Raw genomic sequence first — 14,884 nt, 5'->3', positions numbered from 1 at the left:
CGCTGTGGCAGGGTAAGGCCGATGCGCGTCGCCGTGGTCGCCGGGCCTGATCCCGGGCACTCGTTTCCCGCGATCGCGCTGTGCCAACGCTTCGCCCACGCCGGAGACGAGCCCACGCTGTTCACCGGCGCCGAGTGGGTCGACACGGCCCGCTCCGCCGGCATCGACGCCGCCCCGCTGGACGGGCTGGCCGCCACCGACGACGACGCCGACGCCGGGGCCCGAATCCATCGGCGCGCGGCGCGGATGGCCATCCTCAACGTGCCGGCGCTGCGCGACCTGGCGCCCGACCTGGTGGTGTCCGACGTCATCACCGCCGGGGGCGGCATGGCCGCCGAGTTGTTGGGCATCCCGTGGATCGAGCTCAACCCGCATCCGCTCTACCTGCCGTCGAAGGGACTGCCGCCGATAGGGAGCGGACTGGCGCCGGGCACCGGCATCCGCGGCCGGCTCCGCGACGCCACCATGCGGGCGCTCACCGCGCGGTCCTGGCGCGCGGGCCTGCGGCAGCGCGCGGCCGTGCGGGTCGAGATCGGACTGCCTGCCCGCGATCCCGGGCCGCTGCGGAGGCTGATCGCCACCCTGCCCGCCCTCGAGGTGCCGCGGCCGGACTGGCCGGCGGAGGCCGTGCTGGTGGGTCCGCTGCACTTCGAACCGACCGATCGGGTGCTGGAAATCCCGCCGGGCTCCGGACCCGTGCTGGTGGTTGCGCCGTCGACCGCGATGACCGGGACCGAGGGGCTGGCGGAGGTCGCGCTGGCGCACCTGCGGCCGGGGGAGACGCTGCCGGCCGGATCGCGGCTGGTGGTCTCGCGGTTGGGGGGAGCGGATCTGCAAGTGCCGCCGTGGGCGGTGGTCGGGCTCGGCAGCCAGGCCGAGTTGCTGCGCCACGCCGACCTGGTGATCTGCGGCGGTGGGCACGGCATGGTGGCCAAGACGCTGCTGGCGGGGGTGCCGCTGGTCGCGGTGCCCGGTGGCGGGGATCAGTGGGAGATGGCGAACCGGGTGGTCCGGCAGGGCAGCGGGCGGCTGATCCGGCCGTTGACCGCCGAGGCGCTGGTGGCTGCGGTGAACGAGGTGCTGTCGTCGCCCCGTTATCGGGAAGCCGCCCAAGCCGCCGCCGCTAGCATCGTCGGCGTGGCCGATCCGGTCCGGGTGTGCCACGAAGCGCTCGCTCCGGCGGGATGATCGGACGGGTTCGCGAAGGGAGGGCGTCGGCAATGAGAACGATCGCCGCGGGCTGCCTGCTTCTTGCCTTGCTGTTCGGCTCGGGCGTGGCCCGCGCCGACAGCGGCGACGAGCAGCAGGCCTGCCAGCTGATGGACGACCCGGCGGCCGCTGAGCAGGGCTATGCGCCGGCCGAATACGCCTTCATGCAGTTGCGCTCCCGAATGTCGGCGCAGCGGGCGCGGACGACCATGTCCGAGGCCGTCCAGGACTTCTGCCCCAACCACCTGATCGACCTGCCGGCCAGTTGGCGGTAATGCGGCCGGTGTCCGATCGCTGCCCGGTGGGTATCTTGCTGGCGTGCGGCTAACGGAATTCAACGAGCGCGTCGTCCTGCGATTCGGTGCGGCGTACGGCTCTTCGGTGCTGGCGGACCATGTGCTGAGCGGTTTCGACGGCCGTACCGCCGCCCAGGCGATCGAGGACGGGGCCGAGCCCCGCGACGTGTGGCGGGCCCTGTGCGTCGACTTCGACGTGCCGCACGACCAGTGGTGACGCGAGCCGCAACCTCATTCGTAGGGCGGGTACTCGTTCTGCCGCAATAGAGCCGCGAGGTGAACGGCGTTGCGGGCCGCCGTTTCCGTGGTGGTGGCCACCGCTTCCGGCACATCGTCCAAGTCGTTGAAATTCGTCCCCTGCATGGCCTCGCCGTTCCAGTACGTACACCCCTGAGCGGGAATCGAGAATCCGATGTCGTTGAGCGCCTGGAAGAGGTCGGCGACGATCTTGTGCGCGCCGTCTTCGTTTCCCACGACCGCCGCCAGTGCTACTTTGCCCACCATCCGGGGCCGTCCGGCGTCGTCCTTATCGGAGATGGCAGCGTCGAGGCGCTCCAGGACGCGCTGCGCGACGCTGGACATGTGGCCGACCCAGGTGGGCGTCGCCAGCACCAGGATGTCCGCCGCGGTGATCTTCTCCAGCAGCCCCGGCCACTCGTCGCCCGGACCCATGTCGGCTTCCACGCCGGGCAGCAGCGCCAGGTCCACGCAGCGCACCTTCTCGCCGTCGACGCCCGCGCTGCGCAGTTGGGCCATCACCTGATCGGCGATCAGCTCGCTGCTCGACGGCTCCGGGCTCTTCTTCAACGAGCAGGTCAACGCGAGGGCGCGCAGGGATTGCGGTGCGGCTGTGGACATGATGCTCGAATACCCCTGCACCACAAGCGCAAACGACGCACCGGCTAAGTCCGGTCCGACGGTGGCGCCTCGAACACGCAATCGCCGCAGACCGACCGACCCGGCAGGCGATAGAAGAGGCAGCAACTATGACGTTTGAAGCCCAGGCGTGGGCCGGTGACGCCCGATCCGGCCAGCCCGCCGGTACCGAGCAGCGCATGGGTCATCTCGGCGATCCGCGGGCCGAGGTCGGACCGCACCGCGAGCAGGGCCCGGGCGGCGCCGGTCAGCGCGGAGGCGACATTGCCCGCCAGCAGCGCGGGCGCCAGCTTGACCCGCAGCCCGGCGGCGAGCGGCTCCATGTGCTCTTGCACCACCACCCGGTACAGCACGTCGGATGAGTTCGCGGGGATCCCGACGGGCGCGGGCAGCCGCAGTTGCGCCCCGTCGTCGGCGCGTTGCAAGTCGTTGAGGTCGGGGACGACGCCGTGACCCAGCGCGCATGCGAGCACGGGTGACCACAGCCGGGTGGCGTGGCCGAGGTGAACCAACGAGGCGGCGACGCGCAGGTCCGTCGTGCGATACCGCCTGGCGGTGGCGTCGATCAGGTCGGTGAAGCCGTCGGCGTAGGACCGCCCGACCGGGTGCCAACCCGCGGCATCACCCACGGGCAACGTGAAAAACCCTTTGTAGCAGGCTATTTCGGCCAGCTCAGCGGAGATGTCCATGTATGCGCAAACCAAGCCTTTAAGGAGATCCGCCCCGGTTGTGGTGAGGAGCGCCGACGGTGGCTCTCCGGTGGGGACAGCCCGGTCCCGGTCACAGTGGCTGGACCGCGCCGGATTCACCCCGGTTTCCTCGGGCTTATGCCCCGTCGGCGCCTTTCGGTAGCAGATGTTGCCATACGGGTGACGGGCTCGGCGTGTCCACTTGAATCGAACAGGTGTTCGGCTACTGTGGAGAACGTTCGGTGAGTCAACTTGTCGGTGGCCTTCTCTAGTGTCACGGCCAACCGACCGACACCGGTCACCGAACACACCGAATCATAGGAGAGGCACCATGACGCAAGCCCCCGACCGCGAGAAGGCTCTCGAACTGGCGATGGCCCAGATCGAAAAGAGCTATGGCAAAGGCTCGGTGATGCGTCTCGGCGACGAGATGCGTCAGCCGATCTCGGTCATCCCGACCGGATCCATCGCACTGGACGTGGCCCTGGGCATCGGCGGCCTGCCCCGCGGCCGGGTCGTGGAGATTTACGGCCCGGAGTCTTCGGGTAAGACCACCGTCGCCCTGCACGCGGTGGCCAATGCCCAGGCGGCCGGCGGCGTCGCGGCGTTCATCGACGCCGAGCACGCCCTGGACCCGGACTACGCCAATAAGCTGGGCGTGGACACCGATTCCCTGCTGGTCAGCCAGCCCGACACGGGGGAGCAGGCCCTCGAGATCGCCGACATGCTGATCCGCTCCGGCGCGCTGGACATTTTGGTCATCGACTCGGTGGCGGCGCTGGTGCCGCGCGCGGAGCTCGAGGGCGAGATGGGGGACAGCCACGTCGGTCTTCAGGCCCGGCTGATGAGCCAGGCGCTGCGGAAAATGACTGGCGCGCTGAACAATTCGGGAACCACCGCGATCTTCATCAACCAGCTGCGGGAAAAGATCGGGGTGATGTTCGGCAGCCCGGAAACCACCACGGGCGGTAAGGCTTTGAAGTTCTACGCGTCGGTGCGCTTGGACGTGCGCCGGATCGAGACGCTCAAGGACGGCACCAACGCGGTCGGTAACCGTACCCGGGTCAAGGTCGTCAAGAACAAGGTGTCGCCGCCGTTCAAGCAGGCGGAATTCGACATCCTCTACGGCAGGGGAATCAGCCGCGAGGGTTCGCTGATCGATATGGGCGTGGAGCAGGGCTTCATCCGCAAATCCGGTTCCTGGTTCACCTACGAGGGTGAGCAGCTCGGTCAGGGCAAGGAGAATGCCCGCACCTTCCTGATGGAAAACGGCGAGGTGGCCAACGAGATCGAGAAGAAGATCAAGGAGAAGCTCGGCATTGGCGCGGTCGTGACCGATGACGACGTCCTGCCCGCCCCCGTCGATTTCTGAGCCCTCTCGCGAGGAGCAGGCGCGGACGCTGTGCCTGCGCCTGCTCACCGCGAGGGCGCGCACCCGGGCCGAGCTGCACGGCCACCTGGCGAAACGTGGTTACGCCGAGGACATCAGCGCTACCGTGCTCGACCGGCTCGCCGCCGTTGGCCTGGTCGATGACGGCGACTTCGCCGAGCAGTGGGTGCAGTCCCGCCGGGCGAAGAGCAGGCGGGCCCTGGCCGCCGAACTGCGCACCAAGGGTGTCGACAGGGACGTGATCGCCACCGCGCTGTCCGGGATCGACGCCGGTGCCGAGCGGGACCGGGCCGAGCAGTTGGTGCGGGCCAAGCTGCGCCGGGAGACGCTGGACGGCGATGACGCGCGCGTGACCCGCCGGCTGGTCGGGATGTTGGCGCGCCGTGGCTACAGCCAGAACCTGGCGTGCGAGGTCGTCCTCGCCGAACTGGCCGCCGAGCGGGAGCGCCGCCGGGTCTAGCCCGGTGACGTGCGGTTTCTCGCCCGCCGACCGGTCGCCGTACCATGGCCCCGTGACTTCGATGGTGGCCCGAGACGTCTCGGGGGCGCGTACCTACCAGGTGCGCACCTACGGCTGCCAGATGAACGTCCACGATTCCGAGCGGTTGGCGGGTCTGCTGGAAGCGGCCGGCTACCAGCGGGCGGTCGAGGGTGCCGACGCCGACGTGGTCGTCTTCAACACCTGCGCGGTCCGCGAGAACGCCGACAACAAGCTGTACGGCAACCTCAGCCACCTGGCGCCGCGCAAGCGCGGCAACCCCGAGATGCAGATCGCGGTCGGGGGTTGCCTGGCTCAAAAAGACCGGGATGCGTTGCTGCGCAAGGCGCCCTGGGTGGACGTCGTCTTCGGCACGCACAACCTCGGATCGCTGCCCACGCTGCTGGAACGGGCGCGGCACAACAAGGTCGCCCAGGTGGAGATCGCCGAGTCGCTGCAGGAGTTTCCGTCGTCGCTGCCGAGCGCGCGCGAATCGGCTTACGCCGCTTGGGTTTCCGTTTCCGTCGGGTGCAACAACAGCTGCACCTTCTGCATCGTGCCCTCGCTGCGGGGCAAGGAGGTCGACCGCAGCCCGGCCGACATCTTGGCCGAGGTGAAGGCGCTGGTGAACGACGGCGTACTCGAAGTCACGCTGCTGGGCCAGAACGTCAACGCCTACGGTGTCTCGTTCGCCGACCCGGCGCTGCCCCGCGACCGCGGCGCCTTCGCGCGCCTCCTGCGAGCCTGCGGCGACATCGACGGTCTGGAACGGGTGCGGTTCACCTCCCCGCATCCGGCCGAATTCACCGACGACGTCATCGAAGCCATGGCGCAGACGCCGAATGTCTGCCCCGCCCTGCACATGCCGCTGCAGTCGGGCTCCGACCGGGTGCTGCGGGCGATGCGGCGCTCGTACCGCGCCGAGCGCTACCTCGGCATCATCGACCGCGTGCGCGCGGCCATGCCGCACGCCGCCATCACCACCGACCTGATCGTCGGATTTCCCGGTGAGACCGAGGAGGACTTCGCGGTCACCCTGGACGTGGTGCGGCAGGCCCGGTTCGCGGCCGCGTTCACTTTCCAATACTCCAAGCGGCCCGGTACCCCGGCCGCCGAGCTCGCCGGGCAGCTCCCGAAAGCCGTTGTGCAGGAACGCTATGAGCGCCTGGTCGAGCTGCAGGAACAGATCTCGCTGGAGGGCAATCGCGCGCTTGTCGGCCACACCGTCGAGCTGCTGGTCGCGGCCGGCGAGGGACGCAAGGACACCCGCACGGCGCGGATGACCGGACGCGCCCGCGACGGCCGCCTGGTGCACTTCAGCTTGGACGAATCCGGGGCCGACCGAATCCGACCGGGGGATCTCGTCACCGCGGTGGTCACCCAGGCCGCGCCGCACCACCTCATCGCCGACGCCGGCATCCTCAGCCATCGCCGCACCCGCGCTGGGGACGCGCACGCCGCCGGGCAGCGCCCGGGTGGCATCGGGCTCGGCATGCCCCCCGTCGGACCGCCGGCCGACCCAATCGAACCCCTTGGATGTGCCCGATGAACGAAGAACACCCCGACCTCGACGCCCTGCGCACCGAAATCGAGGCCGCCGAGCGCCGCGTGGCACGCGGATTCGACCCGGGCCCACGGGGTTTCGTCGTGGCTATCCTGGTCTTCGTGCTGCTGGGATCGTTCATCCTGCCGCACACCGGCGCGGTGCGCGGCTGGGACGTGTTGTTCAGCAGCCACGGCGCCGGCGCGGCCGCGGTGGCGCTGCCGTCGCGGGTGTTCGCCTGGCTGGCGCTGGTGTTCGGCGTCGGCTTCTCGATGCTGGCGTTGGTCACGCGGCGCTGGGCGCTGGCCTGGATCGCGCTGGCGGGTTCGGCGCTGGCCGGCGCGGCGGGACTGTTGGCCATCTGGTCGCGCCAGACGGTGGCCGCGGGGCACCCGGGCCCGGGGGTGGGGCTGATCGCGGCCTGGATCGTCGTCCTCACGCTGACCTATCAATGGGCCCGGGTGGTGTGGTCGCGCACCATCGTGCAACTCGCGGCCGAGGAGCAGCGGCGCCGCGTCGCGGCGCAGCAGCAGTCGATGACGCTGCTCGACAGCCTGGACGATGGGTCCGCCGCCCCGAACGGCCGGGGAGGGCCGAACGACGCGCCCCCCAGGGATCCCGAAGCCTAGGGCTTGCGGGTCAGCGCCTCGGCGGCCGCCTGCGCCCACTGCCGCCACTGCTCGGCGTTGACCCTGGCCTCTTCGGCCTCTTTAGTTCGGCCCGCCGCCGCGGCCTTCTCGGCCTGCTGCTCGAATTGTTCGGCGCGGGTGCGGAACTGCTCGGCGCGGGCCTGCGCCTGCGGATCCGACCAATCGGCCTCGCCCGCGTCGCGCACCTTCTTCTCGATCGCGCGCAGCCGGCGCTCCAATTCGGCGGACCGCTCCCGCGGCACCTTGCCGATCGCGTCCCACTTCTCGGCAATCGACCGCAGCGCCGCCCTGGCCGCGTCGTGGTTGCTCGTGTCGATCTTCTCCGCCTCGGCCAGCAGCGCCTCCTTGGCGGTGGCGTTGGCCCGCAGCTCCGCGTCCTTCTCCGCCGTCGCCGCGTTGCGGGCCGCGAAGAAGATGTCCTGGGCCGCCTTGAACCGCCGCCACAGGGCGTCGTCGACGTCGCGGGCCGCTCGGCCCGCCGCCTTCCACTCCGTGAGCAGCTTGCGGAATTCCGCGCTGGTGGCGGTCCAGTCCGTCGAATCGGACAACTCCTCGGCCCGTTCGCACAGCCGTTCCTTGGCCTGCCGGACTCCCACCCGTTCCCGGTCCAGCTCGGCGAAATGCGATCCCCGCCGCCGGTTGAACGCCTCCCGGGCCGCCGAATAGCGCTTCCACAGCGCGTCGTCGACCTTGCGGTCCAGGCCGTTGATGGTCTTCCACTCGTCCAGGATGGCCCGCAGCCGGTCGCCGGCCGCCTTCCACTGCGTCGAGTTGGCGCCCAACTCCTCGGCCTCGGCGGCCAGCGCCTCCTTGCGCGCGGTCTGGGTGGCGCGATGCTCGTCGCGGCGGGAGCGCTCCTCGGCGACGGTGCTCTCGACCTGGTCGATGAGGCCGGTCAGCCGGCGCGCGAGCGCGTCGATGTCGCCCAGGACGGACGCCGTCGGCAACGTTTCGGCCAGTTCGGTGGCGTGGGCTTTGATCTTGCGGGCGTCACCGGTTCCGGCCGCGAGCCGCTCCTCCATGAGGGTGATCTCGGTGCTCAGGTCGTCGAAGCGACGGCCGAAGTGGGCGAAGGCGGCTTCTCGGTCGCCGGCCTGCCAGGAGCCGACGATGCGCTCGCCGGCGGCGGTGATCAGCCAGACCGTCCCGTCGTCGTCGACCCGCCCGAACTGATGCGGATCGCTGCGCGGGGGCGCCGGTATGGGATGGGCGGTGGGCCGCGGCCCCGGGCTGAGCGGCCGGGGCCCGGGACGTGGTCCCGGACGTGGCACCGGGTGCGAAACCGGTTGGGCCACCGGGTCAGCCGGGTCTCCGCCGTGTGGTTCGTCAACCGTCATGCGCTCGTCACCTACCCTTCGCGCGGTCGGTATTTCCGCGCGCACCTGCCGCGCGTAGCGGCACCGTCTGCTGCAGCCGTCGGCCGGGCCGTCTCGGCTCTCCCAACAGCTGCTTAACAGTATTCAAGCAGCTTGGCTGCCCCTGCGCCGCCACCCTGGTGTTCTCGTTCCGGATGCGTTCGCCCGGACGCAGCGGTATGACAGTTGTCCGTACCCCGACTCGGACGGAGAACGCATGGCCAAGGCGGACATCGCCGCGTTGCTCGCGTTGGCGTCCGCACTCTGCGTGGCGATCGGCGACGTCCTGCAGCAGCGCGCGACGCACCGGATCACCGACACGTCGGTCGGGCAGCTCGAGCTCTTCCGCAGGCTGCTGGGCAACCGGCGCTGGCGGTGGGGCGCCGTGATGCTGGTGGTCAGCATCGTGCTGCAGGCCGCCGCACTGGACCAGGGTTCGGTGTTGCTGGTGCAGGCGTTGCTGGTCCTGTCCCTGCTGTTCGCGTTGCCGATCAGCGCCAGGCTGGCCGATCGCGCCGTGACCGCCCGGGAGTGGGCCTGGGCCGTCGTGCTGACCGCCGCGGTGACCGTGATCGTTACCGTCGGCAACCCGCAGGCGGGCCGTTCGACCGCGCCGCTGCGGACCTGGGCCACCGTGGCGGCGGTGTTGGTTCCGTTGCTGGTCGGATGCGTGGTGGCCGCCCGGATCTGGGGCGGCGCCCTGGCCGCGGCGCTCCTCGCATTCGTCTCCGGTTCGCTCTGGGCCGTCTTCGCGGTGCTCGCCAAAGGCGTCGTCCATCGGGTCGGCGACGGTGGGTGGGCGGTGGTCCGGACACCCGAGCTGTACGCCTGGCTGCTGGTCGCGCTGGCGGGGTTCGCTTGGGAGCAATCGGCCTTTCGGGCCGGCTCGCTGACCGCGTCCATGCCGACACTGGAGGTATCCCAGCCGGTCGTGTCGGCCGTGCTGGGCGTCGTCATCCTCGGCGAGACCCTCGGTACCGGGCGGGCCGGAATGCTGGCGCTGGCGGTGGCCGCGCTGGTGATGACGGCCGCCACAGTCGAACTCGCTCGCGTCGACGCCTCCGCGACGCGCGACAGGGTCGCGGCGCGGCTCGGGGACATAGCCGCACAACCGGCATAGCCTGGCCGCCGGTGTAACCGAATCGCGGCGGTACGCACAGGGCCTACTTATGTTGATGAAGTATCAACAGTGGATGAACCGGTCAAAGAGCAGTGACGTGCTGCACGTCATAGAGTTGTTGCTGAACTGATCGCGAATTTTTGGTGTATTTCCCCGCACCCCAGGGAAAGCTGGTCGGGGCAGTTGTGAGGTGAGGGGTCGCACGTGTCAAAGGTTGATGTCGCGGCGCTGATAGCGCTGTGTGCGGCGTTGGCGTCCGCGGTCGGCGATGTGATCCGCCAGCGCTCTGCGCAGGAGATCACGGACAAGAAGGTCGGCCATCTCGAGCTGTTCCGCATGTCGCTGCGGGACACCCGGTGGTGGTTGGGCGGCCTGGCCGCGATCGTGAATTACAGCCTGCAGGCCGGGGCCCTGGCGTGGGGCTCGGTGGTGTTGGTGACCGCGCTGCAGGTGACCGCGTTGCTGTTCGCCCTGCCGATCTACGCGCGGCTGACCAAGCGCCGGGTGACCCGCTGGGAGTGGGTGTGGGCGGTGATACTGGCCGGCGCCCTGGCGGTGGTCATCATCGTCGGTGACCCGGCCTCCGGCCATCAGCGCGCGCCGGTTCAGACGTGGGCCATCGTCGCCGCGGTGATGGTGCCGCTGCTGGTGGCGTGCGTGGTGGCCGCGCGGATCTGGTCGGGCAGCCCGTTCGCGGCCGCGCTGCTCGCGGTGGTGGCGGGTTCGGCCCTGGCGTTGTTCGCGGTGCTCACCAAGGGGATCGTCGAGATCGGCGAGGACGGCCCGCTGGCCGTGCTGACCGCGCCCGAGTTCGTCCCGTGGCTTCTGCTGGCGCTGACCGGGATGATCTTCCAGCAGTCGGCGTTCCGCGCCGGCGCGCTGACGGCCTCGATGCCGACGATGACCGTGGCGAAGCCCGTGGTGGCCGGCCTGCTCGGCATCTTCGTGCTCGGCGAAACGCTGAACGCCGACGGTCCCAAGGCCTTCGTGCTGGTAGCGGCGATCGCGGTGGTGATCGTGGCAACTGTCGCTCTGGCCCGCGGCGAGGCCGCCACCATGGTCGCGGAGGTGGGGCGCGACGACGGAAGCATCGCGCCGGACGCGTGGTCATCCGAGGACGGTGACCCCGGCCCTTTTAACACCGGCCCCGTCGTCGTGGCGGCCGAGGCCTGAGCGGACGCGTCGGCGAACCATTAGTTTGGTGGCGTGCTCAGCGGGATTGCCATCGTTCCTTCGGCTCCGCTGCTGGTGCCCGAGCTCGCCGGAGCGGCCGCCGCGGAGGTGACCGACCTGACGGCCGCGGTGCTGGCGGCGGCCGCCCTATTGCCCGCGCGCTGGACCGTCATCGGGACCGCCGGGCGTGACGACGTTTTCGGCCCCGACACGGCCGGCTCGTTCGCGGGTTTCGGCGCCGACGTGCGGGTCGGGTTTTCCCCGCAAGCCCCGTCCGGGCCGCCCGCCGAGCTGCCCGTGTGCGCGTTGCTGGCCGGCTGGGTCCGGGCCCAGGCCCGGCCCGACGCGACCGCGCAGGCCCGCGTCTACTCCGCCGACCACGACGCCGAGACCGCGCTGGCCCAGGGGCGACGCTTGCGCGCCGACATCGACCGATCACCGGAGCCGATCGGCGTGCTGGTCGTGGCCGACGGCGCGAACACCCTGACGCCGGCCGCCCCCGGCGGATTCGACCCGGGCAACGCCGGCGCGCAGGCCGCCCTCGACGCGGCGCTGGCGACGGGCGACGTCGCGGCCCTGACGCGGCTGCCTCGGCAGATCCTGGGCCGGGTCGCCTTTCAGGTGCTGGCCGGCCTGTCCGAACCCGGGCCGCGATCGGCCAAGGAGCTGTACCGGGGTGCGCCCTACGGCGTGGGCTACTTCGCCGGCGCCTGGCAGCTCTGAGGTGGCCGTGCGACCGCTGGCGATCATCGGCCCCACCGGAACCGGCAAGTCACAGCTGGCGCTCGACTTCGCAGAACGGGTCGAACGGCTCGAGGGCCCCGCCGAAATCGTGAACGCCGACGCGATGCAGTTCTATCGCGGAATGGACATCGGGACGGCCAAGCTTCCCGTCGGCGAACGCCGCGGCATCCCACATCACCAGCTCGACGTCCTGGACGTCACCGAGACCGCGACCGTCGCCCGCTACCAGCGCGCGGCCGCGGCCGACGTCGAGGCGATCGCCGCCCGCGGCGCCGTCCCCATCATCGTGGGCGGCTCGATGCTCTACATCCAGTCCCTGCTCGACGACTGGTCGTTCCCGGCGACCAATCCCGCCGTGCGGGCGCGCTGGGAACAGCGGCTGGCCGAGGTCGGGGTCGGCGGGCTGCACGCCGAGCTGGCCCGCCGCGACCCCGCCGCCGCAGCGGCCATCCTGCCCACCGACGCGCGGCGCACCGTGCGGGCGCTCGAGGTGGTCGAGCTGACCGGCCGGCCGTACGCCGCGTCCGTACCCCGAATCGGCCCCCCGAGGTGGGACACCGCCATCGTCGGACTCGATTGCGACACAACGATTCTGGACGAGCGGTTGGCCCGCCGCACCGACGCCATGTTCGACCAGGGCCTGGTCGGCGAGGTGAGTGCGCTGCTGGGCGGGGGCCTGCGCGACGGGGTCACCGCGTCGCGCGCCCTGGGCTACGCCCAGGTGATCGAGGCGCTCGACGCCGGGGGCGGCGCGGATCGACTGCGCGAAGCGCGGGAACAGACCTACGTGGGCACCCGACGCTACGTGCGACGGCAGCGGTCGTGGTTCCGCCGCGACCACCGGGTCCACTGGCTGGACGCCGCGGATAGCAAGCGGCTCGTCGACGAAGCCCTGCGAGTCTGGCGCCACGTATCCTGAGCAGGTGAATCGCGCGGCGCACCTGACTTTCGCCAAGGGCCACGGCACGGAGAATGACTTCGTGTTGTTGCCCGATGTCGACGCGGCGCTCACACTCACCGCGCCCCGGGTGGCCGCCTTGTGCGACCGGCGGCGCGGGCTGGGCGCCGACGGGGTGCTGCGGGTGACCACCGCCGGTGCCGCCCATTCGGCCGGCGTGCTCGACCGGCTGCCCGACGGCGTGGACTCGGCCGACTGGTACATGGACTACCGCAACGCCGACGGCTCCGTCGCCCAGATGTGCGGCAACGGCGTCCGGGTGTTCGCGCACTACCTGCGGGCCAGCGGGATGGAGTCCCGGGACGAGTTCGTGGTCGGGTCGCAGGCCGGCCCCCGGCCGGTCACCGTGCACCGCGTCGATGCGACGTATGCCGACGTCACCGTCGACATGGGCAAGGCCAACACGCTGGGCGCGGGCGAGGCGACGGTCGGCGGGCGCCGGTTTTCCGGCCTGGCGGTCGACGTGGGCAATCCCCACCTGGCGTGTGTGGATCCCGACCTGACCGCCGAGGAGCTGACGAGGCTCGACGTGGCGGCGCCGGTCAGCTACGACCACGCCCAGTTTCCGGAGGGGGTCAACATCGAAGTTCTCACGGCACCGGCCGGTGGCGCGGTGCGGATGCGGGTGCACGAGCGGGGCGTGGGTGAGACCCGCTCCTGCGGCACCGGCACGGTCGCGGCCACGGTGGCCGCACTGGCCGCCGGCGGGGCGGACACCGGCACCCTCACGGTCCGGGTGCCGGGCGGCGACGTCGTCGTCACCGTCACCGATGCCACCAGCTACCTGAGGGGGCCCTCGGTGCTGGTGGCGCAGGGGCAGCTGAGCGGGGAATGGTGGGACGCGCAGTAGCGTTAATTCGAGTGCACGACGCCGATCCGCCGTGCATCATCTTGTATTGCCTATGACATATCCAGAATCTCCCAATTTCGCTCCCGCAGTAGCGGAGCCAAGCACCGGCGAACTCGCCCTGGAAGAACGGTCGGCGCTGCGCCGCGTCGCCGGTCTCTCCACCGAACTCGCCGACGTATCCGAAGTCGAGTACCGCCAGCTCCGGCTGGAACGCGTAGTGCTGGTCGGCGTGTGGACCGACGGCACCGCCGCCGACAGCGAGGCCAGCATGGCCGAGTTGGCCGCCCTGGCCGAGACCGCCGGTTCCCAGGTGCTCGAAGGGCTCATCCAGCGCCGCGACAAGCCCGACCCGTCGACCTACATCGGCTCGGGCAAGGCCCAGGAGCTACGCGAAGTGGTGCTGGCCACCGGCGCCGACACCGTGATCTGCGACGGCGAACTGTCCCCGGCGCAGCTGACCGCGCTGGAGAAGGCGGTGAAGGTCAAGGTCATCGACCGCACCGCGCTGATCCTGGACATCTTCGCCCAGCACGCCACCAGCCGGGAGGGCAAGGCGCAGGTATCGCTGGCCCAGATGGAGTACATGCTGCCGCGGCTGCGCGGCTGGGGTGAGTCCATGTCCCGGCAGGCCGGCGGCCGCGCCGGCGGCAGCGGGGGAGGCGTGGGCCTGCGTGGCCCCGGTGAAACCAAGATCGAGACCGACCGCCGCCGCATCCGTGAACGCATGGCCAAGCTGCGCCGCGAGATCAAGGACATGAAACAGGTCCGCGACACCCAGCGCAGCCGCCGCCTGCACAGCGACGTGCCCTCGATCGCCATCGTCGGCTACACCAACGCCGGCAAGTCCAGCCTGCTCAACGCGCTGACCGGCGCGGGGGTGCTGGTGCAGGACGCGCTGTTCGCCACGCTGGAACCCACCACCCGCCGCGCCGAGTTCCCCGACGGGCGGCCGCTGGTGCTCACCGACACCGTCGGGTTCGTCCGGCACCTGCCCACCCAACTGGTCGAGGCGTTCCGCTCCACGCTGGAGGAGGTCGTCGACGCCGACCTGTTGCTGCATGTGGTCGACGGCTCCGACGCCAACCCGCTGGCCCAGATCAACGCGGTTCGCGCGGTGATCTCCGACGTCATCGCCGACCACAACGGCGACCCACCCCCGGAGCTGTTGGTGGTCAACAAGGTCGACGCCGCGAGTGGCTTGACCCTGGCCAAGCTTCGTCACGCGCTGCCCGGCGCGGTCTTCGTCTCGGCCAGGACCGGCGAGGGCATCGACGCGCTCCGGCGCCGGATGGGCGAGCTGGCCGTTCCGGCCGATACCGCGGTGGACGTGGTGATTCCCTACCACCGCGGTGACCTGGTGGCCCGGCTGCACGCCGACGGTCGCGTGCAGCAGGAGGAGCACAACTCCGACGGCACCCGGATCAAGGCCCGCGTACCGGTGGCGCTGGCCGGGCGCCTGCAGGAGTTCTCGACGCGCTGATCTGCCCGGCGACCGGACCCCGCCGGCCGCCGACCAACCGTCTGGTTGGTATATGTTGGGCGACAGAGTTTCC

At 70.7% G+C, this 14,884-nt stretch carries 16 protein-coding genes; 13 read left to right on the top strand and 3 right to left on the bottom strand.

What is annotated here, in order from left to right:
* Nucleotides 1-21 precede the first annotated feature (21 nt).
* The 3 genes from A5750_RS09815 to A5750_RS09805 are packed head-to-tail and all read left to right on the top strand — an operon-like array spanning nucleotide 22 to nucleotide 1,722.
* Entirely contained in the window at nucleotides 22-1,188 is a 1,167-nt protein-coding gene (locus tag A5750_RS09815; RefSeq protein WP_067262360.1) for a glycosyltransferase, read from the top strand.
* Between the two features lie 32 nt (nucleotides 1,189-1,220).
* Entirely contained in the window at nucleotides 1,221-1,484 is a 264-nt protein-coding gene (locus A5750_RS09810) for a hypothetical protein (protein WP_066950408.1), read from the top strand.
* A gap of 19 nt (nucleotides 1,485-1,503) precedes the next feature.
* Nucleotides 1,504-1,722: a DUF3046 domain-containing protein gene (locus A5750_RS09805; RefSeq protein WP_197505401.1), complete on the top strand. Its 219-nt coding sequence runs from the start codon at nucleotides 1,504-1,506 to the stop codon at nucleotides 1,720-1,722.
* Nucleotides 1,723-1,736: 14 nt separating this feature from the next.
* Here A5750_RS09805 and A5750_RS09800 read toward each other — a convergent pair whose 3' ends face one another.
* Nucleotides 1,737-2,363, bottom strand: coding sequence for a flavodoxin family protein (locus A5750_RS09800; protein WP_066950636.1), 627 nt, complete (start codon nucleotides 2,361-2,363; stop codon nucleotides 1,737-1,739).
* A gap of 44 nt (nucleotides 2,364-2,407) precedes the next feature.
* Nucleotides 2,408-3,070 (bottom strand): (2Fe-2S)-binding protein, encoded by a 663-nt coding sequence (locus A5750_RS09795; protein WP_067262356.1) that lies wholly within the window; start codon nucleotides 3,068-3,070, stop codon nucleotides 2,408-2,410.
* A 331-nt stretch (nucleotides 3,071-3,401) separates the two neighbouring features.
* Here A5750_RS09795 and recA point away from each other — a divergent pair, with 331 nt between their 5' ends.
* The 4 genes from recA (at nucleotide 3,402) to A5750_RS09775 (ending at nucleotide 7,110) form a co-directional block, all read left to right on the top strand.
* Nucleotides 3,402-4,442, top strand: coding sequence for a recombinase RecA (gene recA, locus A5750_RS09790; protein WP_066950396.1), 1,041 nt, complete (start codon nucleotides 3,402-3,404; stop codon nucleotides 4,440-4,442).
* Complete coding sequence (gene recX / locus A5750_RS09785; RefSeq protein WP_067262353.1) at nucleotides 4,408-4,920, top strand: recombination regulator RecX; 513 nt, start codon at nucleotides 4,408-4,410, stop codon at nucleotides 4,918-4,920. Before recA ends, recX begins: the two co-directional genes overlap by 35 nt.
* A gap of 61 nt (nucleotides 4,921-4,981) precedes the next feature.
* Nucleotides 4,982-6,487 carry a tRNA (N6-isopentenyl adenosine(37)-C2)-methylthiotransferase MiaB gene (gene miaB / locus A5750_RS09780; RefSeq protein WP_197505400.1) on the top strand — a complete coding sequence of 502 codons (1,506 nt, stop codon included), beginning with the start codon at nucleotides 4,982-4,984 and terminating at the stop codon, nucleotides 6,485-6,487.
* Nucleotides 6,484-7,110: a hypothetical protein gene (locus A5750_RS09775; protein WP_066950386.1), complete on the top strand. Its 627-nt coding sequence runs from the start codon at nucleotides 6,484-6,486 to the stop codon at nucleotides 7,108-7,110. Before miaB ends, A5750_RS09775 begins: the two co-directional genes overlap by 4 nt.
* On the opposite strand, the gene A5750_RS09770 is transcribed toward A5750_RS09775, so the two are convergent.
* Nucleotides 7,107-8,468 carry a DUF349 domain-containing protein gene (locus A5750_RS09770; protein WP_067262347.1) on the bottom strand — a complete coding sequence of 454 codons (1,362 nt, stop codon included), beginning with the start codon at nucleotides 8,466-8,468 and terminating at the stop codon, nucleotides 7,107-7,109. The genes A5750_RS09775 and A5750_RS09770 overlap by 4 nt on opposite strands.
* Before the next feature lie 235 nt (nucleotides 8,469-8,703).
* On the opposite strand from A5750_RS09770, the gene A5750_RS09765 reads away from it, so the two are divergent.
* The 6 genes from A5750_RS09765 to hflX all read left to right on the top strand — a co-directional run bounded on the left by A5750_RS09765 (nucleotide 8,704) and on the right by hflX (nucleotide 14,811).
* Nucleotides 8,704-9,606 carry a DMT family transporter gene (locus tag A5750_RS09765; RefSeq protein WP_067262346.1) on the top strand — a complete coding sequence of 301 codons (903 nt, stop codon included), beginning with the start codon at nucleotides 8,704-8,706 and terminating at the stop codon, nucleotides 9,604-9,606.
* A 204-nt stretch (nucleotides 9,607-9,810) separates the two neighbouring features.
* Nucleotides 9,811-10,779, top strand: coding sequence for a DMT family transporter (locus A5750_RS09760; RefSeq protein ID WP_066950375.1), 969 nt, complete (start codon nucleotides 9,811-9,813; stop codon nucleotides 10,777-10,779).
* Between the two features lie 33 nt (nucleotides 10,780-10,812).
* Entirely contained in the window at nucleotides 10,813-11,502 is a 690-nt protein-coding gene (locus A5750_RS09755) for a hypothetical protein (protein ID WP_067262343.1), read from the top strand.
* Between the two features lie 7 nt (nucleotides 11,503-11,509).
* The gene (gene miaA / locus A5750_RS09750) at nucleotides 11,510-12,442 is read left to right on the top strand and encodes a tRNA (adenosine(37)-N6)-dimethylallyltransferase MiaA (protein WP_067262472.1); all 933 of its coding nucleotides are present in this window, start codon (nucleotides 11,510-11,512) and stop codon (nucleotides 12,440-12,442) included.
* A 22-nt stretch (nucleotides 12,443-12,464) separates the two neighbouring features.
* Nucleotides 12,465-13,331, top strand: a complete 867-nt coding sequence (gene dapF, locus A5750_RS09745; protein ID WP_067262469.1) for a diaminopimelate epimerase — start codon at nucleotides 12,465-12,467, stop codon at nucleotides 13,329-13,331.
* 52 nt (nucleotides 13,332-13,383) lie between these two features.
* Complete coding sequence (gene hflX / locus A5750_RS09740) at nucleotides 13,384-14,811, top strand: GTPase HflX (RefSeq protein WP_067262341.1); 1,428 nt, start codon at nucleotides 13,384-13,386, stop codon at nucleotides 14,809-14,811.
* Nucleotides 14,812-14,884 lie beyond the last annotated feature (73 nt).

Origin of the sequence: Mycobacterium sp. 852002-51613_SCH5001154, from assembly GCF_001667425.1 — a bacterium.
GTDB lineage: Bacteria > Actinomycetota > Actinomycetes > Mycobacteriales > Mycobacteriaceae > Mycobacterium.
Note: the sequence above shows the minus strand (reverse complement) of the source record. Positions and strands in the feature narration are given on the sequence as shown.